Origin of the sequence: Photobacterium kasasachensis (assembly GCF_050336885.1) — a bacterium.
Taxonomy (GTDB): Bacteria; Pseudomonadota; Gammaproteobacteria; order Enterobacterales; family Vibrionaceae; genus Photobacterium; species Photobacterium kasasachensis.
This window is the reverse complement of the sequence record NZ_JAKJSH010000027.1, coordinates 29,868-46,044: the sequence shown is the minus strand read 5'-3', so window position 1 is coordinate 46,044 and position 16,177 is coordinate 29,868. Positions and strand designations below refer to the sequence as shown.

12 protein-coding genes are annotated in these 16,177 nt (G+C 51.7%); all 12 read right to left on the bottom strand.

Annotation, left to right across the window (positions count from 1 at the left end; all coding sequences use genetic code 11):
* Positions 1-33: 33 nt before the first annotated feature.
* Positions 34-3,939, bottom strand: a complete 3,906-nt coding sequence (locus tag L4D19_RS26665; RefSeq protein ID WP_428454927.1) for a YhdP family protein — start codon at positions 3,937-3,939, stop codon at positions 34-36.
* Between the two features lie 21 nt (positions 3,940-3,960).
* A complete protein-coding gene (rng, locus tag L4D19_RS26660; protein ID WP_160652305.1) occupies positions 3,961-5,430 on the bottom strand; it encodes a ribonuclease G in 1,470 nt (489 codons plus the stop codon).
* Positions 5,431-5,438: 8 nt separating this feature from the next.
* Positions 5,439-6,017 carry a Maf family protein gene (locus L4D19_RS26655; protein WP_428454926.1) on the bottom strand — a complete coding sequence of 193 codons (579 nt, stop codon included), beginning with the start codon at positions 6,015-6,017 and terminating at the stop codon, positions 5,439-5,441.
* Between the two features lie 89 nt (positions 6,018-6,106).
* Positions 6,107-6,595 carry a rod shape-determining protein MreD gene (gene mreD / locus L4D19_RS26650; RefSeq protein ID WP_075762407.1) on the bottom strand — a complete coding sequence of 163 codons (489 nt, stop codon included), beginning with the start codon at positions 6,593-6,595 and terminating at the stop codon, positions 6,107-6,109.
* Positions 6,585-7,445: a rod shape-determining protein MreC gene (gene mreC, locus L4D19_RS26645; RefSeq protein WP_428454925.1), complete on the bottom strand. Its 861-nt coding sequence runs from the start codon at positions 7,443-7,445 to the stop codon at positions 6,585-6,587. Before mreC ends, mreD begins: the two co-directional genes overlap by 11 nt.
* Positions 7,446-7,485: 40 nt before the next feature.
* On the bottom strand, positions 7,486-8,529 hold the full coding sequence (gene mreB / locus L4D19_RS26640) for a rod shape-determining protein MreB (RefSeq protein WP_075762409.1): 1,044 nt from the start codon (positions 8,527-8,529) through the stop codon (positions 7,486-7,488).
* Between the two features lie 117 nt (positions 8,530-8,646).
* Positions 8,647-13,185 carry a DUF6701 domain-containing protein gene (locus tag L4D19_RS26635; RefSeq protein ID WP_428454924.1) on the bottom strand — a complete coding sequence of 1,513 codons (4,539 nt, stop codon included), beginning with the start codon at positions 13,183-13,185 and terminating at the stop codon, positions 8,647-8,649.
* Positions 13,186-13,193: 8 nt separating this feature from the next.
* Complete coding sequence (locus tag L4D19_RS26630; protein WP_428454923.1) at positions 13,194-13,631, bottom strand: hypothetical protein; 438 nt, start codon at positions 13,629-13,631, stop codon at positions 13,194-13,196.
* Entirely contained in the window at positions 13,621-14,346 is a 726-nt protein-coding gene (locus L4D19_RS26625) for a PilW family protein (RefSeq protein ID WP_428454922.1), read from the bottom strand. Before L4D19_RS26625 ends, L4D19_RS26630 begins: the two co-directional genes overlap by 11 nt.
* Positions 14,346-15,056 carry a type IV pilus modification PilV family protein gene (locus tag L4D19_RS26620; protein WP_428454921.1) on the bottom strand — a complete coding sequence of 237 codons (711 nt, stop codon included), beginning with the start codon at positions 15,054-15,056 and terminating at the stop codon, positions 14,346-14,348. The genes L4D19_RS26625 and L4D19_RS26620 overlap by 1 nt, the downstream gene beginning before the upstream one ends.
* Positions 15,043-15,564 (bottom strand): type II secretion system protein, encoded by a 522-nt coding sequence (locus L4D19_RS26615; RefSeq protein WP_428454920.1) that lies wholly within the window; start codon positions 15,562-15,564, stop codon positions 15,043-15,045. The genes L4D19_RS26620 and L4D19_RS26615 overlap by 14 nt, the downstream gene beginning before the upstream one ends.
* A 91-nt stretch (positions 15,565-15,655) precedes the next feature.
* Entirely contained in the window at positions 15,656-16,174 is a 519-nt protein-coding gene (locus L4D19_RS26610) for a prepilin-type N-terminal cleavage/methylation domain-containing protein (protein ID WP_428454919.1), read from the bottom strand.
* Positions 16,175-16,177: the final 3 nt, after the last annotated feature.

The window sequence follows — 16,177 nt, the reverse complement described above, 5'->3', positions numbered from 1 at the left end:
CTTCCTTTTCCGACAAAGACTACTATTCCATTATTATTTTGACTGGTTCTGTTGTTCCTTCAATTTTTCCGGCACGGTGTACTCCCCGGTAAAACGAGACTTCTCGGTGACCGTCGGTGAATCAATCGGCCCTGTAACCGCATAGTTAATCTGGGTAAAGACATCCAGCACCGGCGATAACGCGGTTGAAATGGCAAACACAAAAATAGCGGTTTGCGGCGCCACCGCAAACGCCGTCAGCACCGGTATTCCAGACGTAAAGTCAGGAAGGAACTTCACTTTCGCATCGACCGTTTCATTAACAAGGTTAGCACTTCCGGTAATATACATGTCACCCGCCAGTGCCTGCATTTTTATATCGTCACTTTCGAACTGGCCATTTTCAATCCTGCCAGAGCCCCTGATATAGTTAAAGGCCAACCCGTCGTCAAACACCCCCGAGAAATCGAGCTGCATTTTTCTCACGATCGAATCTAAGCTGAACAGGCCAAGCAAGCGCCCGGCACCGCCGACATCACTGATCACTCCCTTACCGGTTTCTGATTTCATTTCTCCGGTCAAGGTTTCACGGTGCATCGCCCATGGTGCGCCCTGCCACTGAATAGAGGCATAGCTACTGAATTTCGCCCCCTGGATCCCGCCGGACACCCCAAAACGCCCCATCAGATCTGAGCTATTGTCACCTTCGATGTCGAAAGCGATATGGGTTTCGTTCTGATCATGGTCCAGCATCCAGTGCCCATCCAGGCTCAGCGAGGTCGTGCCCGAATCAATCAGCAGGTTCTGTAACTCCAGCATAGTGCCTTCCCGGCGCAACTTCCCGGTGACCTTGCCAAGCCGGTAGCCCTGTAGCCAGGCATCCTGCAGCGTGAGATCGATCTCCGGCATATTCGCCATCATAGAGCGGTCAAAATCGGTCGCCGGCGGGATATCCTGCTGCGGCTTGTACTTGCTACGCGGCATCTCCTCGACATCATCCAGCCCCGGCAGGTTCAGGTGCATTTTCTCCAGCGTCACCCTTAAAGGCGCACCATCAGGCCAGAACGCCTCGCCGGTCATTTCCCGGCTACCCAGAATAATATGCCACTGCGCAGGCTGTCTGCGCATCGCAAGGTCAACCTCATTCCAGTTTAACGTCGCCAGTTTCAGCTTCTTAACGCGCGCATTTACCCGGGTTGGGTTAGGGATCTCCGGCATGACGGTTGGCTGCCCGGCCTGGGCCATTTGTGCCGTCTTATCATCAATCTCTCCAATAAGCTCGACCCAACGGTCACCGTCCAGGTAGTCACTACGGATCCGAAGCGAGTGGCTCCCCCGCGCGAGAGAACGTAATTTCCCTTTCCCGACTAACAGCTCGCTGGCCTCTATCTTCAAGCGCTCAGGCACTAAATTGATTGTCGCCTGGTAAGTAGCATCAGGCACAACGATATTACCGGTCAACGATTCTGCATTACCGTGTACAGCTAGTTTTGCCTGCTGTTTGGTCCCCGGCGACACCTGCAGCGGATACGGCAGCTTGCTGTTAACGCCAACCAGTCCGGCCAGCAAGTCAACATTGTAGTCAAAACCCGTATCGTGCAGATTAACGCCGACCTTGGCATTCCAACGGCTATGGCCGCTCACGCGGGCCAGCAAAGGATCATCAACCTGCTGTTGCAGCGTAGAGACATCCCAGTCCCCATCCAGCTTAACACCCACCTGATAACCCGTGTCCACGCTCTTGCCATCAAAACCGAAAACAACAGGCTGCTCGAGTAACATGCCCTGGATATCATCGGCCTTGATGACATCATTATCAAAACTCAGGCTGCCACTGACCTTATCCAACTGAAGTGGCGGAGCGTCCATGGCAACCTGGTTATCTTTCAGACTCGCCGAGCCCCATGCCCGTACATCACTGCCGTCAAAAGGTATATCCAGTTTAAACTGCGAGCTTACCGGACCACTGACCTGGACCGTCGTCAGCGCCGCCCCAACCGAGTCAACCAGCGGTGTCGCCAGCATATAATCACGCACCTGCTGGCCATCGGCATCCACACCAATAGCCAACTTGAGATGGCCATCTTCGCTCAGCTCGGCTTCACCGGTGACCTTGGACGCCGTCGCTCCCATGGTTTTCGCATGGCTGGCATCGAGGTACATAAAATCATTTTCAAACAGCAAATCCAGCTTCAGATCAGTCAACTCAGGCCATGCTGTATCAAAACTAAAGCGGCCTTTACGCAAAGCTACCTTGGCCTGAAAAACCCCCTCGCCTTTGCTGTAGGGGAAGTCATTGAGCTCACCGTACCATAGCAGCTGGGCACGCTCTGCCTTACCGCCACGAATAGCCGTCGACAGGTAATCTGTCAGTTCCTGCCCCAATGCCAGCGTCGGCAAATACCGCCACGTTTCACCAGCATCATGGGCCGTCGCTTCACCGTAAAATGACAACCAGGCCGGTGCCTCAGCAGGAAAGTCCAGGCGGAACTGGCCATCGGCAGTTAAATGCGGCGTCGATACGGACAGGGCATCACTCCACAAGCGCCAGCCGTCATCGCCGACCTGCCAGTAAGCGGTCACTTCACTTGTGGTAATATTTAACGGGGCCTGAAACACTTCTCCATAGGGAAGTACATCATCATTTAGCGCCAGCACGGCTTTTCCGCCGGCCAGGCTGCCTGATAGCCGGGCATCAAGCTTGTTCATGCCTGGCAGCAGTTCCCACTGCTTCATACCAAACGCTTTAAGATCGGCCGAAAAGCGCGGAGGCTGATCGCCGTCAGCGGCGACTCGGATATCATCCAACTGACCGGACGGCTGTAGCTTGGCGAGTATCTCAGCAGCCGTATTGTCTTCCGGCAGGAAGCTGACAAACGGCAGCAACTGGTCAAGAGGCAGGCTGGTCAATGCAACTTGCCAGCGCTCAGGCTCCCACTGCGCCGCGATATCAAAGGCTGGCCACAGTCGCTGGTCGGTTTGCAGAAGCATCTGATCGCTATCAACCCGCCAGCCGGTTTTTCCCTCGGCCAGAGCAACCGGGGATAATCCTACCCGGCCCTTGGAAATCCTAAACTCATGGTTTTCATCGCCCTCGCGCCAGCGCAGGTAGCTGTTATCCAGCCTTGCCAGACTGTTCAGTACCTTGCCGTCTTGCAAATTCAGCCACAACTCGGCATTGATATTACTGCCGGTAATATCAGCGCCACCCAACATACGCTTGTTGAGCCACGGCGTGATGGACAGGTTCTGGGACTGGACATAAATACTGCCCGACAGCTCTGGCAGGGAACGCCTGGCAGATAAGTTAGCAATCACTCGCATTTGGCTAAAGTGGGTATCGGCAATACTGATCACCCCTTCAGCCAAATGCTGGCCGCCGGTACCGTCCCACTTCAGCTCGCTGATATCAATACGCTTAGTATCCCCGGCAGGAGAGAGCAAAGTGATATCGGCATTGCGCAGCGAAAACTTGCCCAGCTGGACAAAAAACAGCTCTTCAAGCTGTTTGATCGTTGCGGCTTGATCGGTCGTGTCGGCAGCGAGCTGTGACGAGGTGTCCCGGCCAAACATAGAACTGGAAAAACGTGTCAGATCCAGGCTGAGCTGATCAATACGCACATTTTTAAACACAGGCCGCATCTCGAACGCCGAACGGAGCATATCAAACTCCATTTCAACATCACCGACCCGAACAATGGAGCCCGGGTCATCACTTGCGTCAACACTCACCCCCTTCAGCACCAGAGAAGGGCCCAGGTTTTGCCACCGCCCTTCTACATGGGCCACCTCCAGGCGCATTTCCGCCTGCTCAGATGCCCACTGGCGGATAGGTTCGCGATATTCGTTTAGCTGGGGAAGAAAAAAACGCAGACCACTAATCGCAATAGCGGCCAGTACCAACACTGTCAGTACCAGCCACATTAATCCACGTGCCAGACGAACTGGAACTGTTGTCACTCAATAGCCTCGCATTCGTAATTACATCATTACAACGTCAAATTGTTCCTGGATATATAATGGCTCAGCTTTGATTTTCACCTGCTTGCCAATAAACACTTCCAGCTCAGCCAGAGCATGGTATTCATCCCCTGCCAAGACTTCGGCAACCGCAGGCGAGACATAAACCACAAAACGGTCTGCGTCATAAGCTCGGTTGACCCGGGTAATTTCACGCAGGATCTCGTAGCAGACACTTTCAACGGTTTTAACCGTACCTCGACCTTCACAGGTCGGGCAGGTGCCGCACAGCACATGCTCGATACTTTCACGGGTCCGCTTACGGGTCATCTCGACCAGGCCCAGCTGGGTAAAGCCGTTGATATTGGTTTTTACCCGGTCGTAGGAAAGCGCCTGCTCCAGCGCCAGCAAGACACGACGCTGGTGATCTTCCAGTGCCATATCAATGAAATCGATAATAATGATCCCGCCCAGATTGCGTAACCTAAGCTGACGGGCGATCGCCTTGGTGGCCTCAATATTGGTATTGAAGATGGTTTCTTCCAAGTTACGGCGACCGACAAAGGCCCCGGTATTGATATCGACCGTCGTCATCGCTTCCGTCTGATCAATAATCAGGTAGCCGCCCGACTTCAGCTCAACCTTCCGATCCAACGAGCGCTGAATTTCACTTTCCGTATCATATAGATCAAATATAGGCTGCTCGCCAGCGTAATATTCAAGCTTATCGCTCAGCTCCGGCACGAATTCATCGGTAAATTCTTTCAGCTTTTCATAACCGAGGCGTGAGTCAACCTTGATGCAATCCAGTTCGGTGCCGACGAAGTCACGCAGGATCCGCTGTGCCAACCCAAGTTCGCCATACAGCATCGACTTGGGCTTGTGCTTGGCCCGGCGCTCCAGCACTTTTCGCCACAAATGCTTGAGGAAGGCGGCATCCTGGGCAAGCTCTTCCGCCGTTGCCCCTTCGGCAGCGGTACGGATAATAAAGCCACCCAGCTCGTCACAATGCTTGTTGACGACCTTCTTCAGGCGCTCTCGCTCACTTTCGCTTTCGATACGCTGAGAGACACCGACATGACCAGCGCCCGGCATGAAGACCAGATAACGCGACGGCAGCGTCACGTCTGTTGTGAGGCGAGCCCCCTTGGTTCCCAGAGGATCCTTGACCACCTGAACCACCAGATCCTGCCCCTGACGGACCAGCTCGGAGATATCCCGAACCTGGAACTGCTGCTTTTCGTTCTCGGCCACACATTCAGTGTGAGGCACAATGTCGGAGGCATGCAAAAAAGCAGCCTTCTCCAGTCCGATATCGACAAATGCCGCCTGCATACCCGGCAATACCCGGCTTACGCGGCCTTTGTAAATGTTGCCGACAATTCCGCGTTTTGACTCTCGTTCTATATGTACTTCCTGAAGGGTCCCTCCTTCAATCATTGCAACGCGCGTCTCACTTGGCGTCACGTTAATCAGCAGCTCTGTGCTCATGGTTGCCTCTAAATTGATAAACTTAAAAAGTCCTGAACCATGATGTCGGTTTCCATTAACGGTAACCCCACCACAGCGTAATAACTGCCATCGATGCGCTCAATAAACTTGCCGCCGATCCCCTGAATGCCATAGCTGCCTGCTTTGTCTTGCGGCTCGCCGCTTTGCCAATATGCTTCTATTTCTTGTTCTGACAAAGTCTTGAACCAAACGTTCGTGGTCACAAGGCAGGTTTTGCTACGTGTTGCCGTGGCCAGGGTAACGGCCGTCATCACCTGGTGCTGCCTGCCGGACAGCAGAGTCAGCATGCGCCTGGCATCGGCAAAGTCTTCCGGTTTTTCCAGAATTTCATCATCTACTACAACAATAGTATCTGAACCCAGCACCGGCGTCTGGCCATCGGTTTCTATCACCCCGGCCTGTGCCTTCTCCTGTGATAGGCGCCGGACATAATCAGCCGGTACCTCGCCCGGCTGGTGACATTCCTCAACGTCTAAGACAACCCGTTCAAAGGTATAACCCAGCTGAGCCAGTAGTTCTTTTCGCCGGGGAGATCCCGAAGCCAGATACAGTTGCAGTGCAGACATGACGATACCATTTATATAAATATCAAAAAGATCCATTCGATGTCATGCTTTACAACCTAACACCGAACAGACCTAGTTGGGAAAGTAATTTAACGAATTGAGAACTTACGACGCATTCGCCGCAGCAGCAAAAACAGCCATGGCCATAGCAGGAAGTTCAGCAGCACGGCCCAGAGCCGTTCCGGCTCGAAGGTGATCACCGAGACCAGATATTCGGCCCAGAACTCGACCAGTTTGCCGGCCAGTGTCAGCAAGGCAACCAGAATGGCCTGCTGCCACAAAGAGAGGTTGCGCAGTACCTGGAAATTCAGGGCAACGACATAGCACAGTACCGACATCATCAGGCCCCGCACCCCGAGCGTCGAGCCCAGCATCAAGTCCCACAGCAGCCCCAACAGCAATGCCGTACCGACATTGACCCGGTGCGGCAGTGCCAGTACCCAGTAAAAGGCCACCAGCAGCACCCATGAAGGCCTGAACAGCTCCAGCTCGCCGGGCCATGGCGCGGCCTGTAGGATCAGTGCCACGATAAAAGATAGCCAAATCAGCAAGCGGCCACTTGGTCGACTATTCGCCACTATTGAGATCTCCTACCATCAGCGTTTCCCGCGGGGTCGGCCATACCAGCAACAAATAACGCAGGCGGTCGAACTGCACCGTCGGTTTTGCCTTTATCTGGGCAAACGGGCGCTTGTTATCAAACGAAAACTCGGTGACATGTCCAACCGGATAACCTTCCGGGTACCGACCGCCCAGGCCGGATGTCACCAGCAAGTCCCCGACTTCGATATCGGTACTGCTCGGCACGTGCTCAAGCTGGACTTGGTCGATCTGACCGCTGCCCGAGGCAATTACCCGGATGTCGTTACGCACAACCTGGATCGGGATCGCATGGGTCGGATCGATCAACAACAGCACCCGGCTGTTGTGGGCGCCGACATAGGACACCTGACCGACGATCCCTTTTTCATTGATCACCGGCTGGCCTTCATAGACACCGTCAACCCGCCCCTTGTCAATCATCACCTGGTGACTGTAGGGATCGGAGTCCACCGCCATCACCTCCGCGATCAGTTTCTTCTCGTCGCGAACAAAAGGTGAGCCCAACAGCTCGCGTAAACGCTGGTTTTCCTGCTTTAACTGATCCAGCAGCAGCACATCGCTCTGCTTAACCAGTAAATCACGCTTAAGTGCTTTATTCTCTGCCAACAAACGCTGATGGGAGCTCAACTGACCTGACATACCATCTAACAAATCACGAGGTAAGTTAGCTGCATACTGGAGTGGTGAAATCGCTGAGTTCAGCAAATAACGTACATTGGCGAAGGCATCTAGGCGGCTGTCGGCCAGCATCAGGCCAACCGACAGTAATATGGCAAGAAACAGGCGTAACTGCAGAGAAGGCCCTCTGCCAAATATAGGTTTCATCTAACGCTATAACCTGTTCTGTCTATTGCCGAAGATGGCATTATTCTTCGCTGAAGAGATCGCCGCCGTGCATGTCGATCATTTCCAGTGCCTTACCACCGCCACGTGCAACACAGGTTAGCGGATCTTCGGCAACAACAACTGGGATCCCGGTTTCTTCGGTCAGCAGGCGATCAAGATCGCGCAATAGCGCACCGCCACCGGTTAGCACCATGCCGCGCTCAGAGATATCTGATGCCAGCTCTGGCGGACACTGTTCAAGCGCAACCATCACCGCCGACACGATACCGGTCAGAGGCTCCTGCAGGGCTTCTAGAATTTCGTTGGAGTTAAGGGTAAAACTGCGAGGTACACCTTCAGCCAGGTTACGACCACGCACTTCAATTTCGCGTACTTCATCGCCCGGGTATGCCGAACCGATTTCATGCTTGATACGCTCGGCCGTCGCTTCACCAATCAGGCTGCCGTAGTTACGGCGAACGTAGTTGATAACCGCCTCATCAAAGCGGTCACCGCCGATACGTACAGACGAGGAGTAAACCACGCCGTTTAGAGAGATAACGGCAACTTCGGTAGTACCACCACCGATATCGATCACCATCGAACCGGTCGCTTCCGATACCGGCATACCGGCACCGATTGCTGCCGCCATCGGCTCGTCAATCAGATACACTTCGCGGGCACCCGCACCTTGTGCAGATTCACGGATAGCTCGACGCTCAACCTGAGTAGAACCACAAGGAACAGCAACCAGTACGCGTGGGCTAGGGCGTAGAATGCTGTTGTCGTGGACCTGCTTGATAAAATGCTGAAGCATTTTCTCGGTCACGTAGAAATCGGCAATTACGCCGTCTTTCATTGGACGGATAGCAGCGATATTGCCAGGTGTACGACCAAGCATTTGTTTGGCGTCGTGACCTACGGCTGCAACACTTTTGGTTGCGCCAGCTCGGTCCTGACGAATAGCTACTACTGATGGTTCATCGAGTACGATGCCCTGTCCTTTGACATAAATAAGGGTGTTGGCAGTACCCAGGTCAATAGACAGGTCATTAGAAAACATGCCACGAAGTTTTTTAAACATAGTCTTCGGCTAATTCCTGCAAGCTTACAAAATTCGTTAAATTGCGCTAAATGTATCAAGGGGCACGGATCGAGACAAGGTAAGCTTTGTCAAACCTGCCACAGATCCGCATTTTATTTAATTGAGCAGCTGATTCATCCCCTTTTCTCCACGATAAATGATGCGATCGTTGCCTCGGTAAACACCGAAGGTCACAACAGCGGATGGGCTTTCATCACCAAATTGACGCCAGTTGTACTGCAACCAGGGCTGATTAGAGTGGTTGCCGGAACAATCACCCGCCTTGAGTTTAGCGGGAATGGTTGATGTCAGCCGCTGCCAGAACTCAACTTGCTCTCGGTAATTCGTTTTAGTGTGCGGCAGTGCCACAAACTCACCGGAACTTATCTCTCCGGCAGTAACACTTCCTTCTCCCGATGTCTTAGACGTGCTGTCTGTCACCGTGGAATCGGATTGGGCAATGATCTGCTTACAGTAATTATCCCCGTCAAATGTCGATAAGCTGTCATCCGTATTGGTAACAAAACCCTTGCCGTCCCAGTATTCGACCCGTAGCGGAATCGCTATCTTGTTGTCGGCCCGTCCGCCGACATCCTCCAATACCATACGCCCGTAACGGATATCCGTCCCGTCGACCTTGGCCCCGACAGCATGCTGATTTTTCTCAGCTGTAGTCAGGACAAAATCAACGCCATCGACAAACTTACTCACTTTCACCCTGAAATCGAGGGCCTGATAAGGGCCATCTGCTTTAGTTGCCTTGGTACAACTATTTGGGTCATCCAGCGGACAGGTAAAACTGGTATCAGTGAGACGGGTGATCGTCATTCTCGGCTTGTCAGAACCCGTTGCATCAAAAACTCGCCCGCTTTGCGGTGACTCTGTGCCCTGGGCAACATTGCCCCAGCCTTGCCAAGCCAAGTCCGCTTTGCATTGTTGAGTATTGCAAATATGAAGCCTTGCCAAATCAAAGGCCTCATACTGACCGTTAACCAGGCTCCCCAGCCACAAACCAAAATCAGCCTGTAGCGACGAAGCAAAAAGATGGTAGTTGCCAACCGGCACCGAGCTGTTCATGGCCTTGACCGTAAACTTGCCGGTAAATGGCTGCTCCATATAAGAGAAGATTCCATTTGCCGGAAGGATCCCTTCACTGCCACCCGGCTTAACCACAACGGCAAAATGATCCGGGTAGAAGCGGCCAACCTGCACAGTACTTTGATTTAACGGTAGTGACCGTCCATCGAGCTGGTAACCGCCATCCGCCTGAAGCCAGAGACTTCCGACTTCGCTCCAGTTCAAGTTCGTTGTCAGCCAACCGCTATCGGATACTTTGCCGGTAAAACTATAGTTCACGGTTCCCCCAAGCACACCGCCTTCCGGCTTCACGCTTGCGGTTGTTGCCGGTGAGGCTGGTATAGAAGGAATGGTCAAAGAGACCGGCGCTTTGATGGCAACACTCGAGCCGGTCGGACTGTAGTAGTTTTCGGTTACCTTTCTATTGGTGCACCAACCGCTTCCATAAGCTTGAATGTCAGTCTTACTATCACCACTGGAGTCGCCAGAGACAGAATCACCCGCCAACCAGATCACAGGTTTCAGCCTTGCCTCAAACGGCTCTCCGGCTTTGGCAAAGCCCGGGCCGCTTTGACTGGTGCCAGAGTGATCGGTTATATCCTTGGCGCTGTTCCGTGGCGTAGAGTCATCCGGGTTCTTAATGTCACAAAGCGCAAAGGTATAAGGCCTCACATAAATCGTTGCGCTGCCTTCCAGACCAGAGCTGCCCGACGGGAACAAGCCTTCGCATTCACTGTTACCCTTGCAGTACTCTGCCTTGCCGAAGGCAGGATCTTTCAGTGTAAAGGTAACCTTGCCTGCATCATTGTAGGACAGGGCCTTATCCAGCTCGGCTTTACCATCAGTAAACTTAAATGGTTTACCGATAACAACCGCAGACTGACCCGTTAACGGTGCCTCATACTTGGTCGTTACCTCTATCGGCTTTGACGATGAAGGTTGGTAGTCCGTAATGTACTCTGCCGTACCGCCTTCCGGTGTGGTACAGGCCAGTACCCCTACTAACATATCTTCCGGTTTACCGGCAATCAGCTCGTCACTTTTTCCGGAGGAGGATTTGGGAAGCACTTCGAACCGATAAGGCATAAACGTAAAGGCTGACTCAATCGGTAACGTATTTTCCACGGATTCAGAGGTGGAGGCCTTCAATACCAGTTTGCCGATCCCGGTAGACTTAAGGTTCAGCTCCAGTACACCTTTGGTGGCATTTTCTTGAACCTGGTTGTTACTATCAAACGTCAGGCAAGTATTGCTCCCTTTACGCTGCAGGCATACCGACTGTCCTGATGGCTTTTCAATAATCACCGGGCCATTAAAGGCGGTATCAACCATATCGGGGCTCCCGTCTCCCGTAGTATCGAGCATCATGGTGGCGGTATAAGACGGCTTGTTATTATCACAGGTCAGCGCATATTTTTTTGTTGGCGCCATAACCAAATAACGTTTGCTGGTAGTGCTTCCGCACTTGCTGCGCGTACCAATAATGGCGCCCGCCGAAAGCTCAATAACCGGAGCCGTTACGCCACCAAAAATATAGGCCCTATCTTTTTCCAGATCTAAAGAACCCGCTCGAGGGTCCAGATAAACATAGCCATATAACTTTGCCCGCTTCTCCATTTCCAGCTCGTCATCACTATTGCCACTGTCATAGTGACCAATGAGCAATAGGTTTTCACTGTTTCCCTGTTCATTGACGGAAGCTCTTTCTTCCAGTTTGGCTTTTTTAAAGTGAATTACCGTCTGATGAGTTTTACTGACCGCAATTTTTGAACGACTTTCGACTTTAAGTTCTTTAATCCAATACTCTCCCGGAGCAAACGTCAGTGTCTTTCTATCCTTTACGATAACTTCCTTATATACGCCCGGCGAAATAGCACACGAGCTCCTGTTCTCACACTTAAATTCATTTTCGCTATTTTTAAAACTTGCCAAGTCCGGGAAAAGATCGGCCTTTTTGTCGACAGACGCACACTTCTCCTTACTGCCCGAACCACCATTTGAGTTATATTTACATCCGGCAATATCTTGTACTTGAGGCAAGAAAGAGTACCCATGGCGCGGATCAATCGTAGAAACATAGGCCACCCCGGCAATCGATAAATTCCCGTAGACATCCCCCTGATAATATTTATTTGACTGAACAACATCAGGGACATATTCACAAATATCAATAGATTTTGGCTCGGGCACCTCAAAGGCAAAGAATCCGATGTTCTCGAACTGGCCATGTCGACGGCTGTCCAATGTATCTTCATCAAATACAAAGCTGAATTTCTGCTTGGATAAGTTACAACGCCGCAACCACCCACCATCGCCGCCGACGCGAGTTTGCTTTTTCGTGATCACCCCCGGCTGAGCGGTAAATGCACGGGTAAAATAAAGCTCCAAATTCTGACATGAATCGGCCAGCGAGCCTTCCTGATTCAAACTGGCTTCGAATCCAAACTCGAACTTAGCCTGCTGGTTATTGACCACCGTTTCACCGGTTCCCGGCAAGCTGGCAAGAAAAGCGATTCTTCTGTCATTACTCGGCGCATAACTTCCCCTGCCCAGCTCCAAAGCCAAGTCGACTTTCTCTGAGGTGATCCCGCTTATCGCTGAGGTAGCAAAAAGAGAGTTTTGATTTAAGGCCTGCAATTGGGTCAACACCACCGGGGTTGCATTAAAGCTCCCACCCCAGTCCGAAAACCGAATATTCGTCTGCCAGCTACCCGATACGCCCTGCGCCTGATACGACTGGGTATCGGTATAACCTGCGATCACTTTCTTGCCATTAAAGTCGGCTATGCCGGGTTCCATGACCAGATAGCTGATCTGAGTCATTTGGGTTGAATCCCAGCCGTTTTCAGGATTTTTCTGCGCAAAGGTGACCGTCTTGGCATCCTTATCAACCCCGGTAACCACCAAAGTGGCTGGTTCGTCAGCGTCAGGACCTGACGGGTCAATGGTCGGCATTAAAAAGACCAGCGGCGTGATCGTATAATTATTATCTAAAGAAATCGTACAGCTACTTGAAGAACAGGACTGAACCCCAAATTCATACCGGGCATCCGTGCTGTACTCCTTGTCAGGCTCAGGCAAGGGCAAACTACCGCAGTTCCCTTCGCTCAGACAGGTACCAGACACATTGTTGCCAAGTACCCTGACATTGATATAAGGGTCAAACTTATCAGCATCAACCCGATCTCGAATGTCTAGGTATGTCGATGAGATATAGGTGCCATCGACACTGTACTCTAGCCAACCCTCTATATTTCTGGAGTTATATGCAGATGTATTAACAAACTTGATCTGGAACTGATGCTCTTTGCCATCATTAAGGTAGCCCGTTTCATTGATTCCCTGCCCATAGCCAAAGTATCTTCTATCATCCGTCCAGATAGGATGGTAGTAATAGTTCCCTTCAATTCTTATCCGGTTGCTACCATCAGATATCAGGTTCGCAGTAATACAAAAGTCGTTTTTAGCGTTGACGGAGGCTCCGTTACTAAAGCACTGCGCCGCCTGGGTCGACGGGCTTGTTAGGCTAACGAGCAAGGCAAACAGCCAATAGAAAAAAACGAGTCTGTTAGTTCTCATGCACTTTCTCATGGGAGATCCTTTGCCCAGGTTTCCTGAATGCGAGTGGTCGCAAACTTGCCACTGCCGCAGGTTGCACTGCTTTCCAACTGATATTTATAGGAGGCTTGTGAGTCCGGGCCGTATTTAAAACGGGTACAAACCACGGTCACGCTCTTGCATTGAAACAGGCTGGCATTCATCGAATAGGTTTTGGTATCAGTGTTTCCCCCTTGAGAGCAGGCACCAGGCTCAGAGTCCTTCTGGCCCAGCGGAAACAACTTGCTCAGGACATACTCATTGCCCGAGTGCGCCGCAAACCACGCCCGGGTCGCAAACACTTCCCGCGAGGTCGTCTCCTGACCAGACCAGTCGATCCGGATCATTGCGGCGGCAAAGCCCGCCATCACAGTGATAATAAACACCGAGACAATCAGGGCGCTGCCACGTTGTTTGCTATAGGACATTAATCACCTGCACTGTGTGGTTATAGGAAAAAGCTTCACCAGTATTGGCTTTCTCAATCACCAATGAAATATGCACCATACCGTTATTTTGCAATCCTGCCCCTTCAACAACGAATTCGACAGACTTCACGTCCTCGGCAATCCGATTCCCTTGCCGGGTCAACAAGTTTCCCGCCAGGCAATATTCGACTTTATCGCCATAGACATAGGCTCGCTTTGCCGGTGAAGAATATACGGGCGAGGCAGCAAGGTTAACGGTCAGCTCACCTTGCTCGGTCCCATCGGCGACAGAATTAATCTTATTTTGATCTCGTTTAGCCTCATATTCCGTGGCCGACGGCAAGCCAATCGCCAGGGCCAAGCCAGCCTGCGCATTAATCGCTTTCCATTCGGTGGCCGAGCCTATTGCCGGGACAAGGCTCATTGCTGCGCTATCGGGATTTCCCTGATAAAAGCCAGAGTACCTGACCGGATAGAACGATAAACAGGCCCCTGAATTGGATGTCGAGATACTGTTGGGCGCAGCATGACGCACCTCCCGGGTGATTTTTTCCAAGGCAAAGCGCGCAATCGACTGGGCCCGGTCACGGTTTACCGTGTCGACATATCCCTGCGTCCCCAACTGCAGGTAACTACCGATAGCCAGTGAAATAATGCCAAGGATCACCAAGGCCATCACCATTTCAACCAGGGTAAAGCCTCTTTGCCACCTCATCAGTAATTACTCCTATAGGCAACAAAGTCATAGGTGCCATAACGGCCGGTATCGACCTCGACATCAATCCGCTTGTGCTGATGGGGAAAAGCGTTATTTGGATAGCTGGTATTAAGGGAGGTATCGTAGCTGACCGCAATTTTTACCGTCATGTTCAGGTAACGCTCATTTTTCCCCTGATCGTCTGCCAGCAGGTTCTCAATAAATCCGCGCCAGGGAAATTGGTTGCTGCTATAACGCTTGCCACACAGAGAAAAATCCCCCCAGCAACCGTGAAAGTCATCGACATCGTCCGCCGCTGAGACCATCAGTCCCCAGCCCAATCGATCACCGCTGATCGGATCAACGTAGGCAAAATACTCTTTGCTGGTCCCGTCCTGCTGGACATCATCCCGCGGCCAGCTACCTGAGTTTTCCGGTATTGTACAGGGCTGAGCCCCGGCTTCACCGCAGCGCACCGCACTGTCTCCGAATGGATCGCTATATTCGTCAAACTTGCGCGACAGTACTTCATTAAGAAAGGCATTGCCGATGGCAGAAGCACGGGCCTGATAATACGGCGTTGCCGAACGTTCAGCCTGAGGAAACAGAAAGCTGGTGAGCGTGATCATGGCAATGCCCAGGATCACGATGCTGATAATCCCTTCTATCAGGGTAAAACCTGCCTGCCTGACTGTTAGCCTTGAACACGGACCACTAGCAACCGGCATAGATATACCCTTCCTGATTGATACACATGGTGGTTGCCTCATTGGCCCCTGAGCGGAATGTGAGCTTGCAGCCCGAGTTGCTTCGGCAGGCATAGACTCGCGCCTCATTGGCACCAGAGCCGGTAAAGTAAAAAGGCTGTCCCAGCATATCAAAATACAGATTGGTGACAGTTAGACCTTCGGCGGACAGGCTCAGGTTGTTGTCAGCAGCCGTCAGTGCCGGCGGCATACTCGGAAGGACACTCTCACAACGAGGGCTACCAAAATAATCCGATGTAATTTGCAAGGTATAACAGGAAGCATTAGGGTCAGTAGCCGATGAAATCGACTGGTTCATAGACAAAATTTGGACTTGTCTGGCAATAGCAACCGCCTGATCACGGTTCAGGTGTGCATCGAAGCTGCTGGGGCCGATCATTTTCGAGGTTGCAGTGGCCCCAAGTATGCCAATAAGAATAATGACAACCACCAGCTCAACCAATGTAAAACCCTGCTGGCGATTATTCATTGAACCTCCATCTACATTCGCGGCGACTATTTTCCGAGCCGTTTTGATAAAAAACGGCTCGGAAAATAGGGCTCATAAGAGCCCTATAAGATTAATTACAACCGCTTGTTTCAATCGTTGTTTTGGCTGCTTTATCAGCAGAAGAACCCGTTGCTTCACTGTATTTGACATAGCATTTGGTCAAAAGAATGTTGGCATAAGTTACACTATCAGGTTTCTTACCTGTAAGTGTAAACGCACCATGGTTTGTTGCCGACGGGCCAGTTCCGTCTGTGCCAAAAGCCATCACCCAATCTTCAGAATCAAGGCCTGTTACAGCAAGTTTAATTCCTGTCTCAGCAGCAGTCGGATAACCATAATGGGTTTTAATTCCTTCTACCTCAGCAGCTGGAGTATCGTCTTTTTTCCCTGACTCTTTTCCTGTTAGTGCTGCTTTACCATATACAATACTTGCACCGCCATCGATACCGCCTTTCAGGCCTTGTAGCGATGCAATACGTGCGTCATCCTGGAAGTTCATAAACTTAGGCGCAGCGGTTACCGCTAGAATACCCAAAATTACAATCACAACCACCAATTCAATTAGCGTAAAACCGCCCTGACGTTTCATAAC

What these genes read in the sequence shown, in the direction of transcription:
- rng (WP_160652305.1), bottom strand. Translation starts at nt 5,430, where the DNA reads ATGAGCACAGAGCTGCTGATTAACGTGACGCCAAGTGAGACGCGCGTT.
- L4D19_RS26655 (WP_428454926.1), bottom strand. Translation starts at nt 6,017, where the DNA reads ATGTCTGCACTGCAACTGTATCTGGCTTCGGGATCTCCCCGGCGAAAA.
- mreC (WP_428454925.1), bottom strand. Translation starts at nt 7,445, where the DNA reads ATGAAACCTATATTTGGCAGAGGGCCTTCTCTGCAGTTACGCCTGTTT.
- mreB (WP_075762409.1), bottom strand. Translation starts at nt 8,529, where the DNA reads ATGTTTAAAAAACTTCGTGGCATGTTTTCTAATGACCTGTCTATTGAC.
- L4D19_RS26635 (WP_428454924.1), bottom strand. Translation starts at nt 13,185, where the DNA reads ATGAGAACTAACAGACTCGTTTTTTTCTATTGGCTGTTTGCCTTGCTC.
- L4D19_RS26630 (WP_428454923.1), bottom strand. Translation starts at nt 13,631, where the DNA reads ATGTCCTATAGCAAACAACGTGGCAGCGCCCTGATTGTCTCGGTGTTT.
- L4D19_RS26625 (WP_428454922.1), bottom strand. Translation starts at nt 14,346, where the DNA reads ATGAGGTGGCAAAGAGGCTTTACCCTGGTTGAAATGGTGATGGCCTTG.
- L4D19_RS26620 (WP_428454921.1), bottom strand. Translation starts at nt 15,056, where the DNA reads ATGCCGGTTGCTAGTGGTCCGTGTTCAAGGCTAACAGTCAGGCAGGCA.
- L4D19_RS26615 (WP_428454920.1), bottom strand. Translation starts at nt 15,564, where the DNA reads ATGAATAATCGCCAGCAGGGTTTTACATTGGTTGAGCTGGTGGTTGTC.
- L4D19_RS26610 (WP_428454919.1), bottom strand. Translation starts at nt 16,174, where the DNA reads ATGAAACGTCAGGGCGGTTTTACGCTAATTGAATTGGTGGTTGTGATT.